The sequence below is a fragment of the Chroococcidiopsis sp. CCALA 051 genome (genome assembly GCF_003015105.1).
GTDB classification, from domain to species: Bacteria; Cyanobacteriota; Cyanobacteriia; order Cyanobacteriales; family Chroococcidiopsidaceae; genus Chroococcidiopsis; species Chroococcidiopsis thermalis.
Genome location: NZ_PYCI01000132.1, coordinates 1 through 18298, shown reverse-complemented (window position 1 = coordinate 18298; position 18298 = coordinate 1). Strand labels below are relative to the sequence as shown.

Sequence of the window (18298 nt, the reverse complement as noted above, 5' to 3'; positions counted from 1 at the left end):
GAGGGGCGGGTTAGGGGGTCATACCTTGGGGTGTGGGGTGTAGGGTGTAGGGTGTAGTGAGTGGTGCGTGGTGCGTGGTGCGTGAAAAGAGGTCGGTAGCCACTAGCCACTAGTCACTAGCCACTCTTTCGCGATTCAATCAAACGAATGGCACGACTGACGCTTTCGGGGAGGACGACTACTAAACTACCACGGGAAGCCATGTCGAGGGCGGTGTTAATGGCTCTTGTCTCTGCCAAAATGGATTCGTAGTGGCAGTCGGAATTGGCTTGACGGATGCCTTTTTCGATTAAGTCTGCGGCATCGCCACGGGGACGACCGCGCGTATCGTCGTCTTCTTTGACGATAATAAAGTCAAACATTTCGGCGGCGAGTTTGCCCAAGGTGATGAAGTCTTCGTCGCGGCGATCGCCAGGTCCCCCGATTACACCGATCCTTTCTCCTTGCCAGTTGCGAACAAAGCTACCCAATGCCTCGTAACTATGGGGGTTATGGGCGTAGTCAACTAATGCATGATAATCGCCTAACTCAAATAAATTCATCCTACCTGGGGTTTGGCTGGCAGATGGTTGAAATGTCTGCAATCCAGCTTTAATCTGTCCCAAGGGGATTCTTTGGGTAAATGCTGCCAAACTCGCAGCTAAGGCATTGGCGATCGCAAAGTTGGCGCGTCCGCCCATCGTTAGCGGTACGTTGACTGCTTGTTCGAGTCGTAGTTTGATTTCTCCTTGCAGTATTGACAAATAACCGTCTTCATGTACTGCCGCTAAGCCCCCATGTCGAGTATGTTCTCGCACGATGGGATTATTTGGGTTGAGTGAAAAGTAGGCTATTTGAGCTTTCACCCGTTTTGCCATTGCTGCAACTAAAGGATCGTCAGCGTTGAGAATAGCATAACCGTGGGGAAATACGGTTTCTGCAACGACACTCTTGAGGTGAGCTAGTTGCTCGACTGTATTAATGTCGCCAATTCCTAAATGATCGGCAGCTACATTCAAAATAATTCCGAGATCGCAGGCATTGAATCCCAACCCAGAGCGCAAAATTCCGCCTCGTGCTGCTTCTAATACAGCCACGTCTACCGTGGGGTCTTGCAGAATTAACCGAGCGCTTTGAGGACCTGTATTATCGCCTCGATCGACTAAACAATCGCCGATATACGTCCCATCGGTTGTGGTGTAGCCGACAGTCTTACCAGTTTGCTTGACGATATGGGCAAGTAAGCGCGTGGTTGTGGTTTTACCATTGGTTCCGGTGACAGCAAGGATGGGAACGCGGCTGGATTTACCGGGGGGAAACAGCATGTTGATAACTGCCCCCGCAACATCGCGAGGCTTACCCTGGCTGGGATGGGTATGCATCCGAAAACCAGGCGCGGCATTCACTTCTACCACTACGCCACCCACTTCTCGCAAAGGACGGCTGATATCTGGGGTAACAATATCGATTCCGGCAATATCTAGACCGATAATTTTTGCTACACGTTGCGCTAGCCAAATGTTTTCCGGGTGAATTTCATCAGTGCGATCGCAAGCAATACCACCAGTGCTAAGGTTTGCTGTAGCTCGTAGATAGCAAATTTCATCTCGGTCTAGAATACTATCTAAGCTGTAGCCCTGTTGTGCTAAGAGGCGATCGCTATTGCGATCGAGCTGAATGCGGGTGAGGATATTATCGTGTCCGTCGCCGCGATCGGGGTCTTGATTGATAATTTCGATTAATTCCTCAATCGTACTCCTACCATCTCCCACAACATGAGCGGGAATGCGTTCGGCAACTGCGACAACTTTACCATCAACTACAACTACGCGATGGTCGCGCCCTTGATAGTAGCGTTCGACAATAATGGATCGAGAAACTGCTTTGGCTGCATCATAGGCGGCTTCTGCGGCTTCCCAAGTTTGAATATCGAGTGTAATGCCTCTACCGTGGTTGCCGTCTAGCGGTTTGATAACGATGGGATAACCACCAACAGAGGCGATCGCATCTTCTAGTTCGTCAAAATAATCGATCGCCGTACCTCTAGGAACGGGTACGCCAGCATTGCTGAGAATATATTTAGTAGCTTCTTTATCAGAGGCAAGTTCGACACCTAAAAGACCCGTGTTGCCGCTTAAAGTTGCCTGTATGCGCTTCTGCCGTTTGCCATAGCCGAGTTGAATTAAATAACGCGCCCCGAGTTGCATCCAAGGAATATCTCGCGCCTCTGCTGCTTGAATAATTGCTTCTGTACTAGAACCCAAAGCCGCATCTTGGTGAAGTGCTTTGAGATCTTGAAGATCTCGTTCTAGTTCCGATTGGGGATAGTATCCCAGATCCAAAATACTTTGACACAGCCTCACAGCGGCACGGGCTGCATAGCGTCCGGCTTTCTCGTTTTCGTACTCGAATACAACGTGATAAACCCCAGCAGTAGCCGTCTCGCGGGTACGTCCAAAGCCTGCTGGCATTCCTGCTAGTTCTTGTAGTTCTAAGGCTACGTGTTCGACTACATGACCCATCATCGTGCCTTCTCGTAGCCGCATTAGGAAGCCGCCGCGACACCCAGGAGAACAGAAATGTCCCTCTAAGCTGGGTAGTGCTTCAACTAAACCCTTGTAAAAACCTGGAATTTCATTAGATGGTTTTTCTGCCAATTCTTGCAAGTCTAGCTGCATAGCAACTAGTTGATGGCGGCGAATGCTCCAGTAGTTTGGACCCCGCAATGTTTGAACTTTAAGAATTCTCATCCTAATTCATTCCTCCTGGGCAATTTGTAGTTATTGGGAAGTGAGTAGTTATTAGTGACTAACGATCGGTGGTTAGTCATAACTTCTGTCTTTTGTCGCCTGTCTCCTCGATTTTGACTTGTGACTTTTAACTTTTGACTTTATTCTTCTTGCAGCCAACAATTTTCTAAAAATTCTATGCAATCTCGTTCCCAACAGCGTTCTACTTGATACATCCAATAAAAGTCCCAGTGGTTTTCAATTAAGAAGAAGTCCCAATTATCATATAAATAGTCTTCTAATTGCTGACTTATATCTTGTAGCCAACATTTTTCTAAAAGCTCGATCTGGTACGTATACCAAAAAGCAGTAGGGCTGAGAATAACTTTATCCAGAGAACCAAAAAATAGTTGTTTGAGATATAAACGAAGCGGAAATTTAGTTTTATGTTTCCAGTTTGAATCCATATGACTTGTTTTCCTTTGTATGCGATCGCGGAGTTTGAATATCCCTCATCAAACCTGCATTTTGTAGCTCTTGACTCCAATTAGCTTAGAGCTTAGGCAAAAGATGTGAAGGATTTGTGAACGATCGCATCGGAAATCAAGCTAAGGGAGTAGGGAGCAGGGAGAAGAGAGAGTCGCCCAGCGATCGGGAGCTGAGGAAGCTGAGGGAGAAAGAAATTTAAAATCTTTACACCCCACACCCCACATCCTTTCTTCACGCTCTTACTGACAACTGACAATCAACTACCAACTACCCATTACCCATTACCATCTCTTCTTGTTGCTATTCGTAACTTAGCTGAGCGAGAGCGAGGATTTTGGGCTAGTTCATCTGTTTGGGCAATGAGTGGTTTTTTAGTAATAATTTGTAATAGCTCGGACGCTCGGAAGGCATTTTTGACAATCCGATCTTCTAAACTGTGAAAACTAATAACGATAAGACTTCCCCCTGGTTTAAGCCAAGTTGGTGCTAGTTGCAGGAAATGTTCAAGGGAGGTTAGTTCGTCATTTATAGCAATTCGCAATGCTTGAAACACGCGGGTAGCAGGGTGAATCCTTCCATGACGATATGCACCAGGAACAGCAGAGGCGATCGCAGCAGCTAGTTCTGTCGTCGTATGAAACGGGCGTTTTTCCACAATCCGCCGAGCAATCCGGCGTGAAAATCTTTCCTCGCCATAATGAAAGAAAATATCTGCTAGTTTTTTTTCATCCCAGGTGTTAATCGCTTCCGCCGCTGTCAGAGATTGGCGATCGTCCATACGCATATCTAGGGGCGCTTCATGGCGAAAACTAAAGCCTCTTGCCGCTGTATCAAATTGGTAAGAACTTACACCTAAATCGGCGATAATACCATCAAAAGTTGCGTTTTGAGGGGTGTAAGTCGCGAAATTACTCCGTAAAAATTGTACTCGATCGCCAAATTCTGCTAGTTGAGTTTGGGCTGCGGCGATCGCGGCTGCATCGCGATCGAGTGCTGTTAGCTTCACATCTGGCGCAGCTTGCAAAATTAGCCTGCTATGACCCCCACCTCCGACGGTAGCATCTAGATAGTGTCCCTCCGCTCGCACTGCCAAACCAGCGATTAACTCTCGGCTCAATACAGGAACGTGGCTGAATGTAGCTGGTTCTAGGATTTCTGGTTCTAGCGGTGTGGGGGTAACATTCATTTGGAGGTTGTTTGTTTAGTATTTTTTAGTTTGGTGTAAATCGTTGCTCCCTCTATTTTGCCGATTTTTTTCTCTAGGTCGCGAGTACTATCGTTGAAAATAACGACGATCGCTGCCGCTGAAATTTCTCGTATAAGTACACAGACACAATGCCTACACCATATCCCCGCGATTTAATTGGTTACGGTCGTACCCCTCCCGATCCCCAATGGCAAAAACAAGCCCGCGTAGCGGTTCAATTTGTGATTAACTACGAAGAAGGTGGAGAGAACTGCATTCTACATGGAGATATGGCTTCTGAAGCCTTTTTGTCAGAAATTATCGGCGCAGAACCTTTAGCAGGGGCGCGGCACATGAATATTGAGTCCATGTATGAATATGGCAGTCGGGCGGGGTTTTGGCGGCTGTATCGGCTGTTTACGCAAAGAGGGATTCCCGTTACGGTGTACGGGGTAGCGATGGCGTTAGAACGCAACCCCGAAGCAGTAGCCGCCATACAAGAAGCAGATTGGGAAATTGCCAGCCACGGCTATCGCTGGATTGACTATAAATATTTTGGCGAGGATTTAGAACGAGAGCATTTACAAAAAGCGATCGCCATTCATACCCAAGCAACGGGAAGCCGTCCCCTCGGCTGGTATACGGGACGCAATAGCCCCCATACTCGCAAGTTGGTAGTAGAAGAAGGCGGGTTTCTCTACGACTCCGACAGCTACGCCGACGATCTGCCTTACTGGGTGCATGACTACGGTAAACCCCATCTCGTCATTCCTTATACCTTAGATAACAACGACATGCGTTTTGCGACGGCGCAAGGGTTTAATTCAGGCGATCAATTCTTTGCCTATCTGCGCGATGCTTTTGATGTTTTGTACGCCGAGGGAGAAACAGCCCCCAAAATGATGAGTATTGGGTTACATTGTCGCCTTGTCGGTAGACCTGGTAGGACTGCGGCTTTGGCACGTTTTCTCGATTATATTCAGCAGCGCGATCGCGTTTGGATCTGTCGCCGCATCGACATTGCCCGTCACTGGCACGAACACCATCAGCCCAAAGGGTAATAAGTAAGTCAAAAGTCAAAAGTCAAAAGTCAAAAGTCAAAACGCTTGATTGTTACTAATTACCAATTATCAATTACCAATTACCCAATTTCAGGTATTATAGAAAGTTTGCAGACTTTAGATGCTTGCCCCCAAGGAGAGTTGTTGTTATGGCTCGGATGTACTATGACACAGATGCCAATTTAGATTTATTAGCGCAGAAAACAGTTGCAATTATCGGCTACGGCTCTCAAGGTCACGCCCACGCCCTCAATCTCAAAGATAGCGGTATAAATGTCATAGTCGGGCTGTATCCTGGCAGCAAGTCAGCAGAAAAAGCCAAAGCTGCGGGTTTAACAGTATATCCGGTAGCTGAGGCAGCACAAAAAGCAGACTTAATCATGATTCTGCTGCCGGATGAAGTGCAAAAAAGCGTTTACCAACAAGAAATTGCACCGCATTTGAAAGAAGGTAAAGTCTTAGCTTTTGCCCACGGATTTAACATTCATTTTGCTCAGGTCGTGCCTCCTGCTAATGTAGATGTCGTCATGGTTGCACCGAAGGGACCAGGGCATTTAGTAAGACGGACATACGAACAAGGACAAGGCGTACCCTGTTTGTTTGCCGTATATCAGGATGCTAGCGGACAAGCCCGCGATCGCGCTATGGCTTACGCTAAAGGTATTGGTGGAACTCGCGCTGGTATTCTCGAAACCACATTTAGAGAAGAGACAGAAACCGATTTATTTGGCGAACAAGCAGTATTGTGTGGTGGTTTGAGCGCGCTAATTAAAGCAGGTTTTGAAACGTTAGTTGATGCTGGTTATCAACCGGAATTGGCATATTTTGAATGTCTGCATGAAGTCAAGTTAATTGTTGATTTAATTGTCGAAGGTGGTTTGGCAAAAATGCGCGATAGCATTTCCAATACTGCCGAATATGGCGATTATACTCGCGGTCCTCGGATTGTCACCGAGCAGACCAAAGCAGAGATGAAGAAAGTGCTGCAAGAAATTCAATCGGGTCAATTTGCGCGGGAATTCGTATTAGAAAACCAAGCTGGGAAACCTGGATTTACTGCCACACGCCGTCAAGAAGCCGAACATCCAATTGAGGAAGTTGGCAAAGATTTGCGTGCCATGTTCAGCTGGATGAAGCAAGATTAACGATCCCCCTAAATCCTCCTTGACAAGGGGAACTTTTAAAACGGAGACTCTCATACTCCCCCTTAAACAAGGGAAAAAAGCCATTCTTAGCCCCCCTTTTTAAGGGGGGTTGGGGGGATCTCTTATGCCGTAGTCAAAAAGTAAATCGATATTAGGCAATATCTCTAAATTTAAACTCTAAATTCCTCTGAATCCGTACTCCAATCCACCGAACCAATCGCCTCTCTGACTGAGTTAATCTCAGGTGACACGCGCCTTACATGAATGCTACCCGTGCTGGAATCAGTTATTATTAACAAGTGAATTGGCTGCTTGTGAGGTTCTACCGTCCAAAAAAATCTATCAATCTCTTCATTCAAATGAATTTTTAATAGAGTATATTCTTGCCAAGTATCTAATTGGATTGTATCTAATTCTTGGCACATGCGCGTGTAACCAATTTCTTGAATCAGAACTTGCCGCAACTCTGCATCTTCTGTTTCTAATAACCACTGTGACTGCCATTCTTTAGGTGATATTTGTCCATATTTTTCAGGAATCCAATCACCGTGGTAAGCATACACGCTAAATCCATCAGCAAACTGAATCGCAGGTTCTCCTTCACCATGAATGCGTCCTTCGCTGTCAAATCTTATTTGACTGGGGCGATTGCATATAATACAAGTCTCTTCAAAAAAATAAACCCAGCCGCAATGTTGACTCAAAGATTGAAACACCGACCATTTTTCTCGATCGCAAGTACAATTTAAAACTGAGAAGCAAAAATCTAGATAGAGTTCTGAAACTATTCCTGAAGAAGACGAATAGTAGGGAATGCTGTAGGACAGATTACCACGTTTGCGGAGAGGTATTTGTTTAGCTACTAGACTACTTAAAAGCTCTACTACTTGCTTAAAATTGCTATCTAGTTGGCAACGTATTTGAATTTCAAACTGGTCATCTAGTTGACCCTTAATTTTATTTTCAAGCTGAAATAAAAGTTGGTTGCCGATAATTTTTAATGATTGGGTTGCCAATAACTCATCTAATACTGATAAAGCCCCATAAGGACTATCAAAAAACAGAATTTCTGGTTCTTTGGGAGATTGCTCGATGTTATATATTGCTTTCACTGCTTCAGCGGCTTTTTGGCGATCTATACGTTCGGTAGAAAATGCGATTTCTTTCCACTTTTCTTGATATACCAGAATCAAAGCTTCTTGTTCTGGAGTGAGTTTTGTAATTAATGTTGTAGATTTTTCTATAGAATTTCTTGAATTCACATATTCTAATACTTGTTCTAAAGCAACTTGTAGAGTAACTTCAGGGATGTTTTCTGGTTTGAGCGTGCCTTTAAACTCTTCTGTAGAAGATTGTGCTGAGAAATTATTTGGTTCAGTCAATGCTTTCATAGAGTCAGAAAAACTTTGAAACAGGACTTGAACTATCTCTTCGATAGGCGTTTCTTGGTTTGGAGATTTATCCGATGGAATTTCAGGCATCTTTAGTTACTATTTACGTATTGTCGATCGCAGGCATACTGTGTATCATTTTAAACATAAAAGATTTGTGCTTGTAGGTTGTTGTTATTTTTGGCAAAACTAGCTCGTCACTAATCGCCTTCAGTAAGGGATAGATTCAACCTGGTGACCCCATGTGTGACTTTTAAGAGCCCTCTTTTTAACTCAGTTGGGGATCGCAGGACTACGCCACTGATTCAAAGATCCCCCCTAACCCTCCTTACATAAGGGGGGAACAAGAAAAAGTTGCACATTGCATTGATAAAGTCATCTTTAATACAGGATCGCTTGAAAAAGACTCGCCAAATCTCCGGTACTTGTTGTAGGAAGTAAGCGCGATAACTTCGTTTAGCTCCGCTAACGCTAGATACTAAGATAAAATTTTCAAGCCATAGTTCAAGCGATAAAATGCGATCGCACTTTAAACCCATGCAAGTTAACTGGCAAATAGCCAAAACCTACGAAGACATCCTTTATCACAAAACAGACGGAATTGCTAAAATCACCATCAACCGTCCCCATAAACGCAATGCCTTTCGTCCCAAAACCATCTTTGAAATGTACGATGCATTTTGTGATGCGCGGGAAGACAGGAACATCGGCGTTATTTTGCTCACGGGTGCTGGACCTCATACCGATGGTAAATATGCCTTCTGTGCGGGCGGCGACCAAAGCGTTAGGGGTAAAGCTGGTTATGTTGACGATGAAGGAACTCCCCGCTTAAATGTTTTAGATTTACAGCGCCTGATCCGTTCTATGCCCAAAGTTGTCATTGCTTTGGTAGCGGGATATGCGATTGGAGGGGGACACGTCCTGCACGTCGTTTGCGACCTCACTATCGCCGCTGATAATGCCATATTCGGACAGACAGGTCCCAAAGTTGGGAGTTTTGATGGTGGGTTTGGGGCTAGCTATCTGGCGCGAATTGTCGGACAAAAAAAAGCGCGAGAAATTTGGTTTCTTTGCCGTCAATATAATGCTACCGAAGCCTTAGAAATGGGTTTGGTTAACTGCGTCGTTCCCGTCGAACAACTAGAAGCAGAGGGAGTTCAATGGGCAAGTGAAATTTTACAAAAAAGCCCCTTGGCAATCCGTTGTCTCAAAGCCGCTTTTAACGCCGATTGTGATGGACAAGCAGGCTTACAAGAACTAGCTGGTAACGCCACTTTACTTTACTACATGACAGAAGAAGGAACCGAAGGCAAACAGGCATTTTTAGAAAAGCGCCAGCCAGATTTTCGCCAATATCCTTGGTTGCCTTAATTTTGAGTTGATAGCGGTTTTCAATTGGATGCAATACACGTCTGGTAGGGGCGCACAGTTGTGCGCCCCTACAAATGTCATCCATACAATCGAGAATTGCTATGAAGAGACGCTATCGCGTGTCTCTTCAACTTTTTGTCAATAAAAAAATCGCACCACTCAACTGAGGATGCGATATAGGTTTTAAAATGATTGGTCGGATTTTTTTAAATTAAATTAGGTTTAAATTACATCTTTGGTGTATTTAGCTGGAGCCAAAAAACCGTTACATAAAGATACAACTAAGCTAGTAACGCCTGTTGCTGTCTCTGAATACGAACGTGGCTGAACTCTGTTTCTAGTAACTCAGGCTCAGGCAGTTTGAGAGTAGTTGCGACAGGAGCAGCAAGCACGGAAGCAGAAGTCAAAGACATCATTTCTTCTACTAAACTTTCCCAATTGGAAGCAAAAGCAGTTACAGCTAAACTACAAGCTTTCCAATTGCCCTGAACTGGCACTTCGAGAATCTGACACTTACCTCCTCGCCGTCCTTCTGGCTGGTAGTGCTGACAATAACGACAGGCAGAAGTTGCAGGATTGCAGCTGGTCATATAAGTAGCTGTTGTGGATGGGTCTACAGCATTTATTTTGCCTCTAGGGTTTTAGGGACTCAGAGGCATCAACTGAAGAATCACTCTAGGTTCTAGCGCTCTCAAAGCTAAAAATAATTTTAGAATTTATTTAGACTTGTCCCAGAAGGCTCAAATAATAACTACTTAAATTCAAGCCAAAACAATTGGGGATCAATTGGAAGAAAATCTTAAACTCGTAAAACTTACATTGACTTTCACAAAGAAAAATGCTCTAAAACCGCGAAACTGAAGAGGGAATTTTAGCCAACAGTAAATTTACTACAAATCATCTCGCCTCTATCGCTAGAGGTATTTTTGGACTTCAATAAATATTGAAAGAAGATCCTAATAAAAGTAGCTTTTGATGAAATGCCAGCAGCTATTCTTACCACTGCTTCGCAGCACAAATCGAACAAATTCCCCATCGCTCTAGTTCGCCTACAGGGGTATGACACTGACACTGAGGGCATAAGGGTAAGTGACGCGATCGCGTCTGTGTTACTTCAGTCCAGTGTTTAAACGCTGCTTGAGGATGGCGAAACCGAGGCTGGCGATCGCCCTTTGCGGCTGAATCGTTGCCAACCCAACTCGGGTGATCGCACCCTGACCTGGAACTAGAAGAAGTGCGATCGCCAATTAATGAATCCTGTTTTGCTAGCTGCTGCCACTGAGCGCTAGAAAAGCGAATATCTAGCAAAGGTTGCGATAATTGAGCATTTAACTTCTCTAAAATCCGCTGTCGTCTGAAAGCGAGTTCTTGCGCCCAGACAGCACTAGAAGTTGCAACCCAGAGAACTTGTCTTTGCACGGAAACTGGGCGAGTATGAGTAGCCACCATTGCCCCAACAGCCTCAACCCAGCACTGCAAAATCCGTTGCATCGGCTGCTCTTGCCAGCGACTTTCTTGTTTGACAGTATCTAATATGTTTCCTAAAGAATTTAAAGACATGGGGAGTCGGGGAGAAGAGAGCTGAGGGAGCTGAGGGAGAGTCGCGGAGCTGAGGGAGCATAGGGGTTTCAGGTGCAGGGGAGCTTCAGGTGCAATATCTGTTAGCCAACAACTACCAACCACCAACTACCCATTACCCATTACCCATTACCCATTACCCACACCCTGATAACTGATAACTGAATAACTGAATCTCAGGTAAGATACCATGTGTTTAATACTCTAACTAAATTAGTTGTTGAGCAATTTAGCTTTTGCCAGTGACGGGTTGGAGGAATTTAGCTTTAAGTCAGAACAACACCAATTAAGTCGTTCATCAGAATGGAGAGCTGTCATGGGATTGATTGACCGCATCCTCAGAGTTATTCGCGCTAATTTTAATGCCTTGGTTGGGCAAGCGGAAGATCCAGAAAAAATTCTGGAGCAAACGGTCATGGATATGCAGGAAGATTTAGTTCAACTGCGACAGGCTGTAGCACAGGCGATCGCCACCCAAAAGCGCACCGAAAGACAGGCTCACCAAGCTCAGTCTAACTCTGAAGAATGGTATCGTCGCGCTCAACTTGCCCTACAGCAAGGGAACGACGTGTTAGCACGGGAAGCACTGACGCGCCGCAAATCCTATCAAGACACGGCTACTGCTCTCACAGCCCAAATCGAACAGCAAAATAACATCGTCGTCAGGCTGAAGAAAGATTTGCAAACACTGGAGAGCAAAATTTCTGAAGCGCGGACTAAGAAAGATATGTATATCGCTAGGGCGCGATCGGCACAAGCTACTCAAAGACTGAATGAAATGATAGGGGGTGTCAATACAACGAGTTCTCTGGGTGCGTTTGAGCGGATGGAAGAAAAAGTTTTGCAGCTAGAAGCTCAATCAGAGGCGATCGCCGAATTAAGTAGCGACGACTTGCAAAAACAATTCGCCGCCCTAGAAGCCAGCAGCGACATTGATTCTGAACTTGCCAGCATGAAAGCACAACTTTCAGGACAAACACCCCCGCCGCAACTACCCAACAGTGACCAGTGACCAGTGACCAGTTACCACGTACCACACACACCCCACACCCTACACCCTACACCCTGATAACTAATAACCGATAACTGATAACTGTATATAGGGCATATGTTAAGAATAAAAGCAGAGATGAATTAACTTTGCTTTGAGCAAACATAAATCATTCGTGCTGCGCCAGCACTCGCTACCTACTACTCAAACCGTGAACTCCGAAGGAAAAGCACAATTATGGGATTATTTGACCGGATTAGCAGGGTTGTCAAATCTAACCTCAACGATTTAGTCAGCAAGGCAGAAGATCCAGAAAAAATTCTAGAGCAAGCGCTTCTAGAAATGCAGGAAGATTTAATTCAGTTGCGACAAGGTGTTGCTCAAGCGATCGCTGCCCAGAAACGTACCGAACAGCAATACAAACAAAACCAAAATGAATCAGAAAGGTGGGATCGCAACGCCCGTCTAGCTTTGCAAAAAGGCGATGAAAACTTAGCTCGGCAAGCCCTAGAGCGTAAGAAAAATTATCTTGAAACAGCAAATACGCTCAAAGCTACTTTAGATGGGCAAGTCACTCAAATTGATACCCTCAAGCGCAACCTGATTGCTTTGGAAAGTAAAATTTCTGAGGCGAAGACGAAAAAAGATATGCTCAAAGCACGTAGTTCTGCTGCTAAAGCGCAGGAACAACTACAAGGCACAGTTGGACGCTTAGGTACTAGCAGTGCTATGGCAGCCTTCGAGCGGATGGAAGAAAAAGTCATGATGCAAGAAGCCCGAGCGCAGGCGGTTGGAGAACTAGCCGGGAACGATCTAGAAAGCCAATTTGCTGCATTAGAAGCTGGTAGCGATGTCGATGACGAACTAGCAGCATTAAAAGCTCAAATGTCTCTAGGTCCAGCAACATCATCAAATCAACCTTCTCTACCACAAGCAAACGAGCAGTCAACTGCTGCCAAAAGTCCAGTTGTGGATGCAGAGTTAGAAGACCTGAAAAAACAGTTGGATCAATTGTAAATCTTGGCAACGAAGGACAAGGGAAACAAGGGGAGAATTCAAAATTCACGCATTCAAAATTTAAAATTACTCCTGGCTCCTGTACGGGCGGGTTTTGAGCCTAGATTTCCGGCTGAAGTTGTTCATCTATTTGCGCGCACCCGCCCCTACGACTCCTGATAACTGATAACTGTTCACTGTTGGCTAGTAACGCTGACGCGGCGATCGCGAGCGTCTCCCGTTTTGTAGACGTAATCGAAAGCTTGCCGATCGCCCAATACCTCCGCCCGTAAAAACAGCGCACTCCAACGCGCTATAGTTTCGACTGCCCGCGATTGCTCGATTTGTGGTTTATTAGAGTCTGGGATTGGACCTGGTGGATTATTGGTATTCGTAATGCCGTAATGATTTGCACCTGAAACGGTAATTAGAGCTTTGGGCGGAGATTGGATATTGGCATAAGTAGCTTGCGCTCTTTTGGGTAAAGCAATGCTATCGCGATCGCCTTGAATCAGAGCAATAGGAATACCAGCATTTTTGATGGGAATATACTCTTGAGTTGCTGGGTCGCGCAGACTTGTGCCAAAAAATGCCCCACCTACAAGCTCTTTAGGACGTTTGAAGGAACCCTCACACGTAACAGGAATAATACACAAGTTGCCGATCGCAGATAAACCGACAGCACCACCAGCAGAGTGACCGAGTAATGTGAGTTTTTGAGGATCGACAATCTTCGCAATTGGAGTAGAATTAGATTTTTCCGTTTTAATTTGGTTTAAAACTGCGTCGATTTGAGAAGTATCCGGCAGCAGCCCTGTAAATCCAAATTGAGGCAGCGATCGCTGTTGAATGGGAACGACTACAACAAACCCGTAACTAGCGACAATTCTGGCGAAATCGCTATAACTAGACTTATCAACATTTGCTCCTGGCAGCAGTAAGGCAACGGGAAATCGCTGTCGCCCCTGCTCTTTAGGAGGCTGTTGGGGATAATATATGTCTGCTGGATTTTGATTCGCCGCGATCGTCGTACTGTAACTGGCAACTCGCTCGAATAAAGGTGTTGGTGTTGCTGGTGCAGTTCGAGCGCTGCTAGTTCTGGCTACACCTGTGAAAATAGCGATCGCTAACGCAGTCATAACCCATTTTCGTCGCATAGCAGTAAAACTCATACAAATCCTCTGGAATCACTGTCGATCGCCAAGACAATTCAAAGGGCTAGATAGAATACTATGAGTACTACACCTGCAACCGATGAATTTTGGGAAAACTGGGCATTTATGTTTAAACCAGTTTGGTCATTAGTCATCGGTCAGTAGCGATCGGTCAGTGATAACTGATAACTGATAACTTTGTACAGACGTTACATGTAACGTCTCTACACTGATAACTGATAACTGATAATAGTTGAGTGGTAAAAGAGGCTGTTAAGGAATAGTCACATGAGCAACGCAATTCAGATCGCAGACAAAGAGTTTGAAACAGAAGTTGTAAAAGCTGACCGACCCGTATTGATCTACTTCTGGGCTTCTTGGTGTGGTCCTTGCCGATTGATGTCACCTGCTATTGATTGGGTCGCTGAGAACTATAGCGATCGCCTCAAGGTCGTGAAAATGGAAGTCGATCCTAACCCTGCTACAGTCAAGCTGTACAAAGTAGAAGGAGTCCCTGCCCTGCGCTTAATTCGCAGTACGGAGGTCATTGCTGCTTCCGAAGGAGCGCTGAGCAAACAAAAAATTACCGATATGTTAGATACCTATTTGCAGCAATAAGAAACTTCTACGGGCGCACAGTCGTGCGCCTCTACCTAACTCCTCAAAAAATTATGCAGTTTGCCAATCGTTTAGAGTGCTTGAAAGCAAATGTTTTTGCCGATATGGATCGGGCAAAGGCAAGAGCAATATTAGCTGGGCGAGATGCGATCGACCTGTCCTTGGGTTCTGCCGATCTATCCGCAGAAGCGCACGTTACAGAAGCGATCGCCCAATCTCTCCACGACCCTAAAACCCACGGATACTTACTTTTTCACGGCACTCAAAACTTTCGCCAAGCCGCAGCCCAGTGGTACGAGCAAAAATTCGGTATTGCTGTCGATCCACAAACTGAAGTTCTGCCCTTAATTGGCTCTCAAGAAGGGACAGCTCATCTACCTCTAGCCATACTCAACCCAGGAGACTTTGCTTTACTCCTCGATCCTGGCTATCCTTCCCATGCTGGCGGAGTCTACCTTGCTAGCGGTCAAATTTATCCTATGCCCCTGCTGGCAGAAAATAATTTTTTACCTGTTTTAGCCGACATTCCTGCCCCGGTATTAGCACAGGCGCGGATGATGGTACTGAGTTATCCCCACAACCCCACCACCGCCGTCGCACCCCTTTCCTTCTTCCGCGAGGCAGTCGCCTTTTGCCAACAACACGATTTAGTTTTAGTCCACGATTTCCCCTATGTCGATTTGGTGTTTGAGGACTTAGGGAGCAGGGAGCAGGGAGCAGGGAGTAGAACAGAGCTGAGGGAGCTGAGGGAACTGAGGAGGCTGAGGGAGCAATTACAAGTCACAAGTCACAAGTCACAATTAATTCCGAATTCCGAATTCCGAATTCCGAATTCTCCCCTAGCTCCTTCTATCTTGCAAGCCGATCCAGAGAAAAGCGTTTCGATTGAGTTTTTTACCCTTTCTAAGTCATATAACATGGGAGGCTTCCGCGTCGGATATGCAATCGGTAATTCTCAACTGATTGCAGCTTTGCGCCAGGTGAAAGCCGCAGTCGATTTTAATCAATATCGAGGCATATTAAATGGGGCGATCGCTGCTTTGAGTGGCGACCAAACTGGAGTGCAAAAAATGGTAGAAACTTTTCGCCAACGCCGCGATCGCTTTGTGAGTGCTTTGCATCGTATTGGCTGGCAAGTTCCCATCCCTGAAGCAACCATGTATATCTGGGCAAAACTACCTGCACCTTGGGATAGAGATTCTGTCAGCTTTTGCACTCAATTAGTAGAAGCGACTGGAGTTGCAGTTTCTCCCGGTGCTGGTTTTGGTAAATCTGGTGAAGGATACGTCCGTTTTGCTCTGGTTCAATCGCCTGATGTTTTAGAAACGGCTGTGGATCGGATCGCTCAATTCTTAAATGATTAGAGTAAAGATTAGAAAATTTTGGTAATTGCACCCTTGCTTGCTTCCGACACTCGCTAACTGCTCGCTCGGTGACAATTTGCCATTATACTTGTGCTTGATTAATATGAATGATAACTAGCTAAGTAACAACTAGTCGCAAATGTAAATTCAGTTTTGGTTTAAATTGGTCTTCAATATAAGACTTTGAAGTGTGATACAAGCAACAACAGTTATTTAATTACACAAGTGAGCAACGCTGGATCGGTTGCACCAGCCAACCCTATTCCAAAACGCATTTTATTGGTTGAAGATAACTATCTCAATCGACAGATGTTGGAAGATTATCTAGTTTTTTGTGGATACCAGGTTTTGGGTTTAGCGGATGGCACTGGATTTTTTCAAGCTTTGGCTGACTTTCGACCCGAACTAATTTTATTAGACTTAAAGTTACCAGGTATTGACGGTTATACTTTACTCGAACAAAAGAGTTGCAGACAAGACTATCAAAGTATTCCAGTTATTGTGGTTTCTGCTTTTGCTTTCAAAGCCGACCAGCAGCGAGCTTTGAAATTAGGTGCGAAGCGTTATTTTGTCAAGCCAGTCAGTTTGAGAGATTTGAAACAGGCAATAGAAGAAGAACTACAGCGATCGTAGAACCTCTTCTGAAATCATTCATCGCGCTGTTGCGTCACAAACTCCTCTACTGTCTGGCTGAGATTTTGTAAGTCCTGACCGATAACTGTGATTCGATCTTCGAGCTGTGCTAATAACAACACAGCTGTCTGAAGCTGGTTGAGGGTGTCATCAATACCGTTTCGATAGTTCAGTTCAAATTCTTCTATATTCATAACTCAGCCTATTGCAGCAAGCTCCTCAAATAACTTATCGTTTTTGACTTCTAGAACCAATTTAATCTCAGCTAATGTAGAATTTAGCCGATCTGTGAGAATTTCATCTTTGGCAACCCAAATTTAATTTATACTTTATAGTTGGTGTATAATTTATCACGCCTTTAGAAATAAAAAGAGTATATTTACTATTATAGAAATATAAATAACTCGGCTAAAGCAGACAATTTATTCGATCAGTATATTCTTTTTAGAATTAATTTGGTGCAAATCAATAGGTTAAGAAGAGCGGTAAGGAATAAACAAAGCTTCTCTGACTATTAGTAGGTATTAGGAAGCAAGTCGAAGTCTGGGAATGAGAATTGAGATTTCACCCTCAGTATAGAGAGTTCAACTAAAGTCTGTAACCTCCAGCCGCCAATCCTCAACCCTTCTGCGTGCAGTTTGATAGGATGACAGAGGAAGAGACTTAAGGCAAGCGGGTTTAGAGGGTAGTGACAGCATCGAAGACATTACCACTGGTAAGAGATCCAGAGCGATTAGAAAGTCGGCTGAAAGAAATTCCTCCCGAACCAGGGGTTTATTTCATGCGCGACAGCAGCGATCGCATTATTTACATCGGCAAGTCGCGCAAACTGCGATCGCGGGTACGTTCGTATTTTCGCGACCCCAAGCAACTGAGCGATCGGATTGCTATGATGGTGCGACAGGTTGCCGATATTGAGTTTATCGTTACCGATACAGAAGCAGAAGCCCTTGCTTTAGAAGCTAATCTCATCAAGCAGAATCAGCCTTACTTCAACGTTCTACTCAAAGACGACAAGAAATATCCTTACGTCTGTATCACCTGGTCGGAGCAATACCCGCGCATCTTTATCACGCGCAACCGCCGCCAAGGTAAAAAAGAAGACAAGTTTTATGGACCATACACTGACGCTCACTTGCTGCGAACGATTCTACGGCTATCAAAGCGAATTTTTGCTCTGCGCCAACGCCCGCAACCGTTATTTAAAGACCGTCCGTGTCTCAATTACGACTTAGGGCGCTGTCCAGGGGTGTGTCAAAAATTAATTTCTCCCGAAGAATATCGCAAAACCGTGCAAAAGGTAGCGATGGTCTTCCAAGGACGAACGCAGGAATTGATCGATGTCTTGACCGCACAAATGCAAGCTAGCGCCGAAGCATTAAATTTTGAATCAGCAGCACGAATTCGCGACCAAATTGCTGGTTTAAAGTCGCTGAATGCCGATCAAAAGGTATCGCTACCTGATGATACGATCTCGCGAGATGCGATCGCCCTGGCAGCAGACGAAAAGCACGCCTGCATTCAGTTATTTCAAATTCGTGCCGGACAACTCGTCGGTCGCCTCGGTTTTGTCGCCGAAGTCGGGGCGCATAGCTATGCGCCCCTACCCACAC

Annotated in this window: 17 protein-coding genes; 9 read left to right on the top strand and 8 right to left on the bottom strand. The window is 45.1% G+C overall.

Annotated elements, in window-relative coordinates; translation table 11 throughout:
• Window positions 1–116: 116 nt before the first annotated feature.
• The 3 genes from cphA to rsmH form a co-directional block, all read right to left on the bottom strand.
• Entirely contained in the window at window positions 117–2729 is a 2613-nt protein-coding gene (gene cphA, locus C7Y66_RS24625; RefSeq protein ID WP_106547596.1) for a cyanophycin synthetase, read from the bottom strand.
• A 140-nt stretch (window positions 2730–2869) separates the two neighbouring features.
• Window positions 2870–3175, bottom strand: coding sequence for a hypothetical protein (locus tag C7Y66_RS24620; RefSeq protein ID WP_015157196.1), 306 nt, complete (start codon window positions 3173–3175; stop codon window positions 2870–2872).
• A 296-nt stretch (window positions 3176–3471) separates the two neighbouring features.
• Window positions 3472–4383, bottom strand: coding sequence for a 16S rRNA (cytosine(1402)-N(4))-methyltransferase RsmH (gene rsmH, locus C7Y66_RS24615; protein WP_106547595.1), 912 nt, complete (start codon window positions 4381–4383; stop codon window positions 3472–3474).
• 149 nt (window positions 4384–4532) lie between these two features.
• On the opposite strand from rsmH, the gene puuE reads away from it, so the two are divergent.
• The gene (gene puuE, locus C7Y66_RS24610) at window positions 4533–5444 is read left to right on the top strand and encodes an allantoinase PuuE (protein ID WP_106547594.1); all 912 of its coding nucleotides are present in this window, start codon (window positions 4533–4535) and stop codon (window positions 5442–5444) included.
• 149 nt (window positions 5445–5593) lie between these two features.
• On the top strand, window positions 5594–6589 hold the full coding sequence (gene ilvC, locus C7Y66_RS24605; protein ID WP_106547593.1) for a ketol-acid reductoisomerase: 996 nt from the start codon (window positions 5594–5596) through the stop codon (window positions 6587–6589).
• A gap of 170 nt (window positions 6590–6759) precedes the next feature.
• On the opposite strand, the gene C7Y66_RS24600 is transcribed toward ilvC, so the two are convergent.
• Entirely contained in the window at window positions 6760–8070 is a 1311-nt protein-coding gene (locus C7Y66_RS24600; protein WP_199197611.1) for a DUF6745 domain-containing protein, read from the bottom strand.
• A 447-nt stretch (window positions 8071–8517) separates the two neighbouring features.
• Between C7Y66_RS24600 and menB the strand changes: the two genes are divergently transcribed.
• Window positions 8518–9351 carry a 1,4-dihydroxy-2-naphthoyl-CoA synthase gene (menB, locus tag C7Y66_RS24595; protein WP_106547597.1) on the top strand — a complete coding sequence of 278 codons (834 nt, stop codon included), beginning with the start codon at window positions 8518–8520 and terminating at the stop codon, window positions 9349–9351.
• 281 nt (window positions 9352–9632) lie between these two features.
• Here the strand turns inward: menB and C7Y66_RS24590 are convergent, their stop codons facing one another.
• Window positions 9633–9941 carry a hypothetical protein gene (locus C7Y66_RS24590; protein WP_015157204.1) on the bottom strand — a complete coding sequence of 103 codons (309 nt, stop codon included), beginning with the start codon at window positions 9939–9941 and terminating at the stop codon, window positions 9633–9635.
• 406 nt (window positions 9942–10347) lie between these two features.
• Window positions 10348–10911, bottom strand: coding sequence for a DUF721 domain-containing protein (locus C7Y66_RS24585; protein ID WP_106547592.1), 564 nt, complete (start codon window positions 10909–10911; stop codon window positions 10348–10350).
• A gap of 334 nt (window positions 10912–11245) precedes the next feature.
• Between C7Y66_RS24585 and C7Y66_RS24580 the strand changes: the two genes are divergently transcribed.
• Window positions 11246–11941: a PspA/IM30 family protein gene (locus C7Y66_RS24580; protein WP_106169022.1), complete on the top strand. Its 696-nt coding sequence runs from the start codon at window positions 11246–11248 to the stop codon at window positions 11939–11941.
• Between the two features lie 216 nt (window positions 11942–12157).
• A complete protein-coding gene (locus C7Y66_RS24575; protein ID WP_106547591.1) occupies window positions 12158–12937 on the top strand; it encodes a PspA/IM30 family protein in 780 nt (259 codons plus the stop codon).
• A 173-nt stretch (window positions 12938–13110) separates the two neighbouring features.
• Here the strand turns inward: C7Y66_RS24575 and C7Y66_RS24570 are convergent, their stop codons facing one another.
• Complete coding sequence (locus C7Y66_RS24570) at window positions 13111–14088, bottom strand: alpha/beta hydrolase (protein ID WP_106547590.1); 978 nt, start codon at window positions 14086–14088, stop codon at window positions 13111–13113.
• A 270-nt stretch (window positions 14089–14358) separates the two neighbouring features.
• Here C7Y66_RS24570 and C7Y66_RS24565 point away from each other — a divergent pair, with 270 nt between their 5' ends.
• The 3 genes from C7Y66_RS24565 to C7Y66_RS24555 all read left to right on the top strand — a co-directional run bounded on the left by C7Y66_RS24565 (window position 14359) and on the right by C7Y66_RS24555 (window position 16685).
• Complete coding sequence (locus C7Y66_RS24565; RefSeq protein WP_106547589.1) at window positions 14359–14688, top strand: co-chaperone YbbN; 330 nt, start codon at window positions 14359–14361, stop codon at window positions 14686–14688.
• Window positions 14689–14741: 53 nt separating this feature from the next.
• Window positions 14742–16052, top strand: coding sequence for an LL-diaminopimelate aminotransferase (locus C7Y66_RS24560; protein WP_106547588.1), 1311 nt, complete (start codon window positions 14742–14744; stop codon window positions 16050–16052).
• 225 nt (window positions 16053–16277) lie between these two features.
• Window positions 16278–16685 (top strand): response regulator, encoded by a 408-nt coding sequence (locus C7Y66_RS24555; protein ID WP_106547587.1) that lies wholly within the window; start codon window positions 16278–16280, stop codon window positions 16683–16685.
• Between the two features lie 14 nt (window positions 16686–16699).
• Here the strand turns inward: C7Y66_RS24555 and C7Y66_RS24550 are convergent, their stop codons facing one another.
• A complete protein-coding gene (locus tag C7Y66_RS24550) occupies window positions 16700–16879 on the bottom strand; it encodes a hypothetical protein (RefSeq protein ID WP_015157212.1) in 180 nt (59 codons plus the stop codon).
• 494 nt (window positions 16880–17373) lie between these two features.
• Here C7Y66_RS24550 and uvrC point away from each other — a divergent pair.
• A partial coding sequence (gene uvrC, locus C7Y66_RS24545; RefSeq protein WP_146149868.1) for an excinuclease ABC subunit UvrC occupies window positions 17374–18298 on the top strand: 925 nt, incomplete at its 3' end.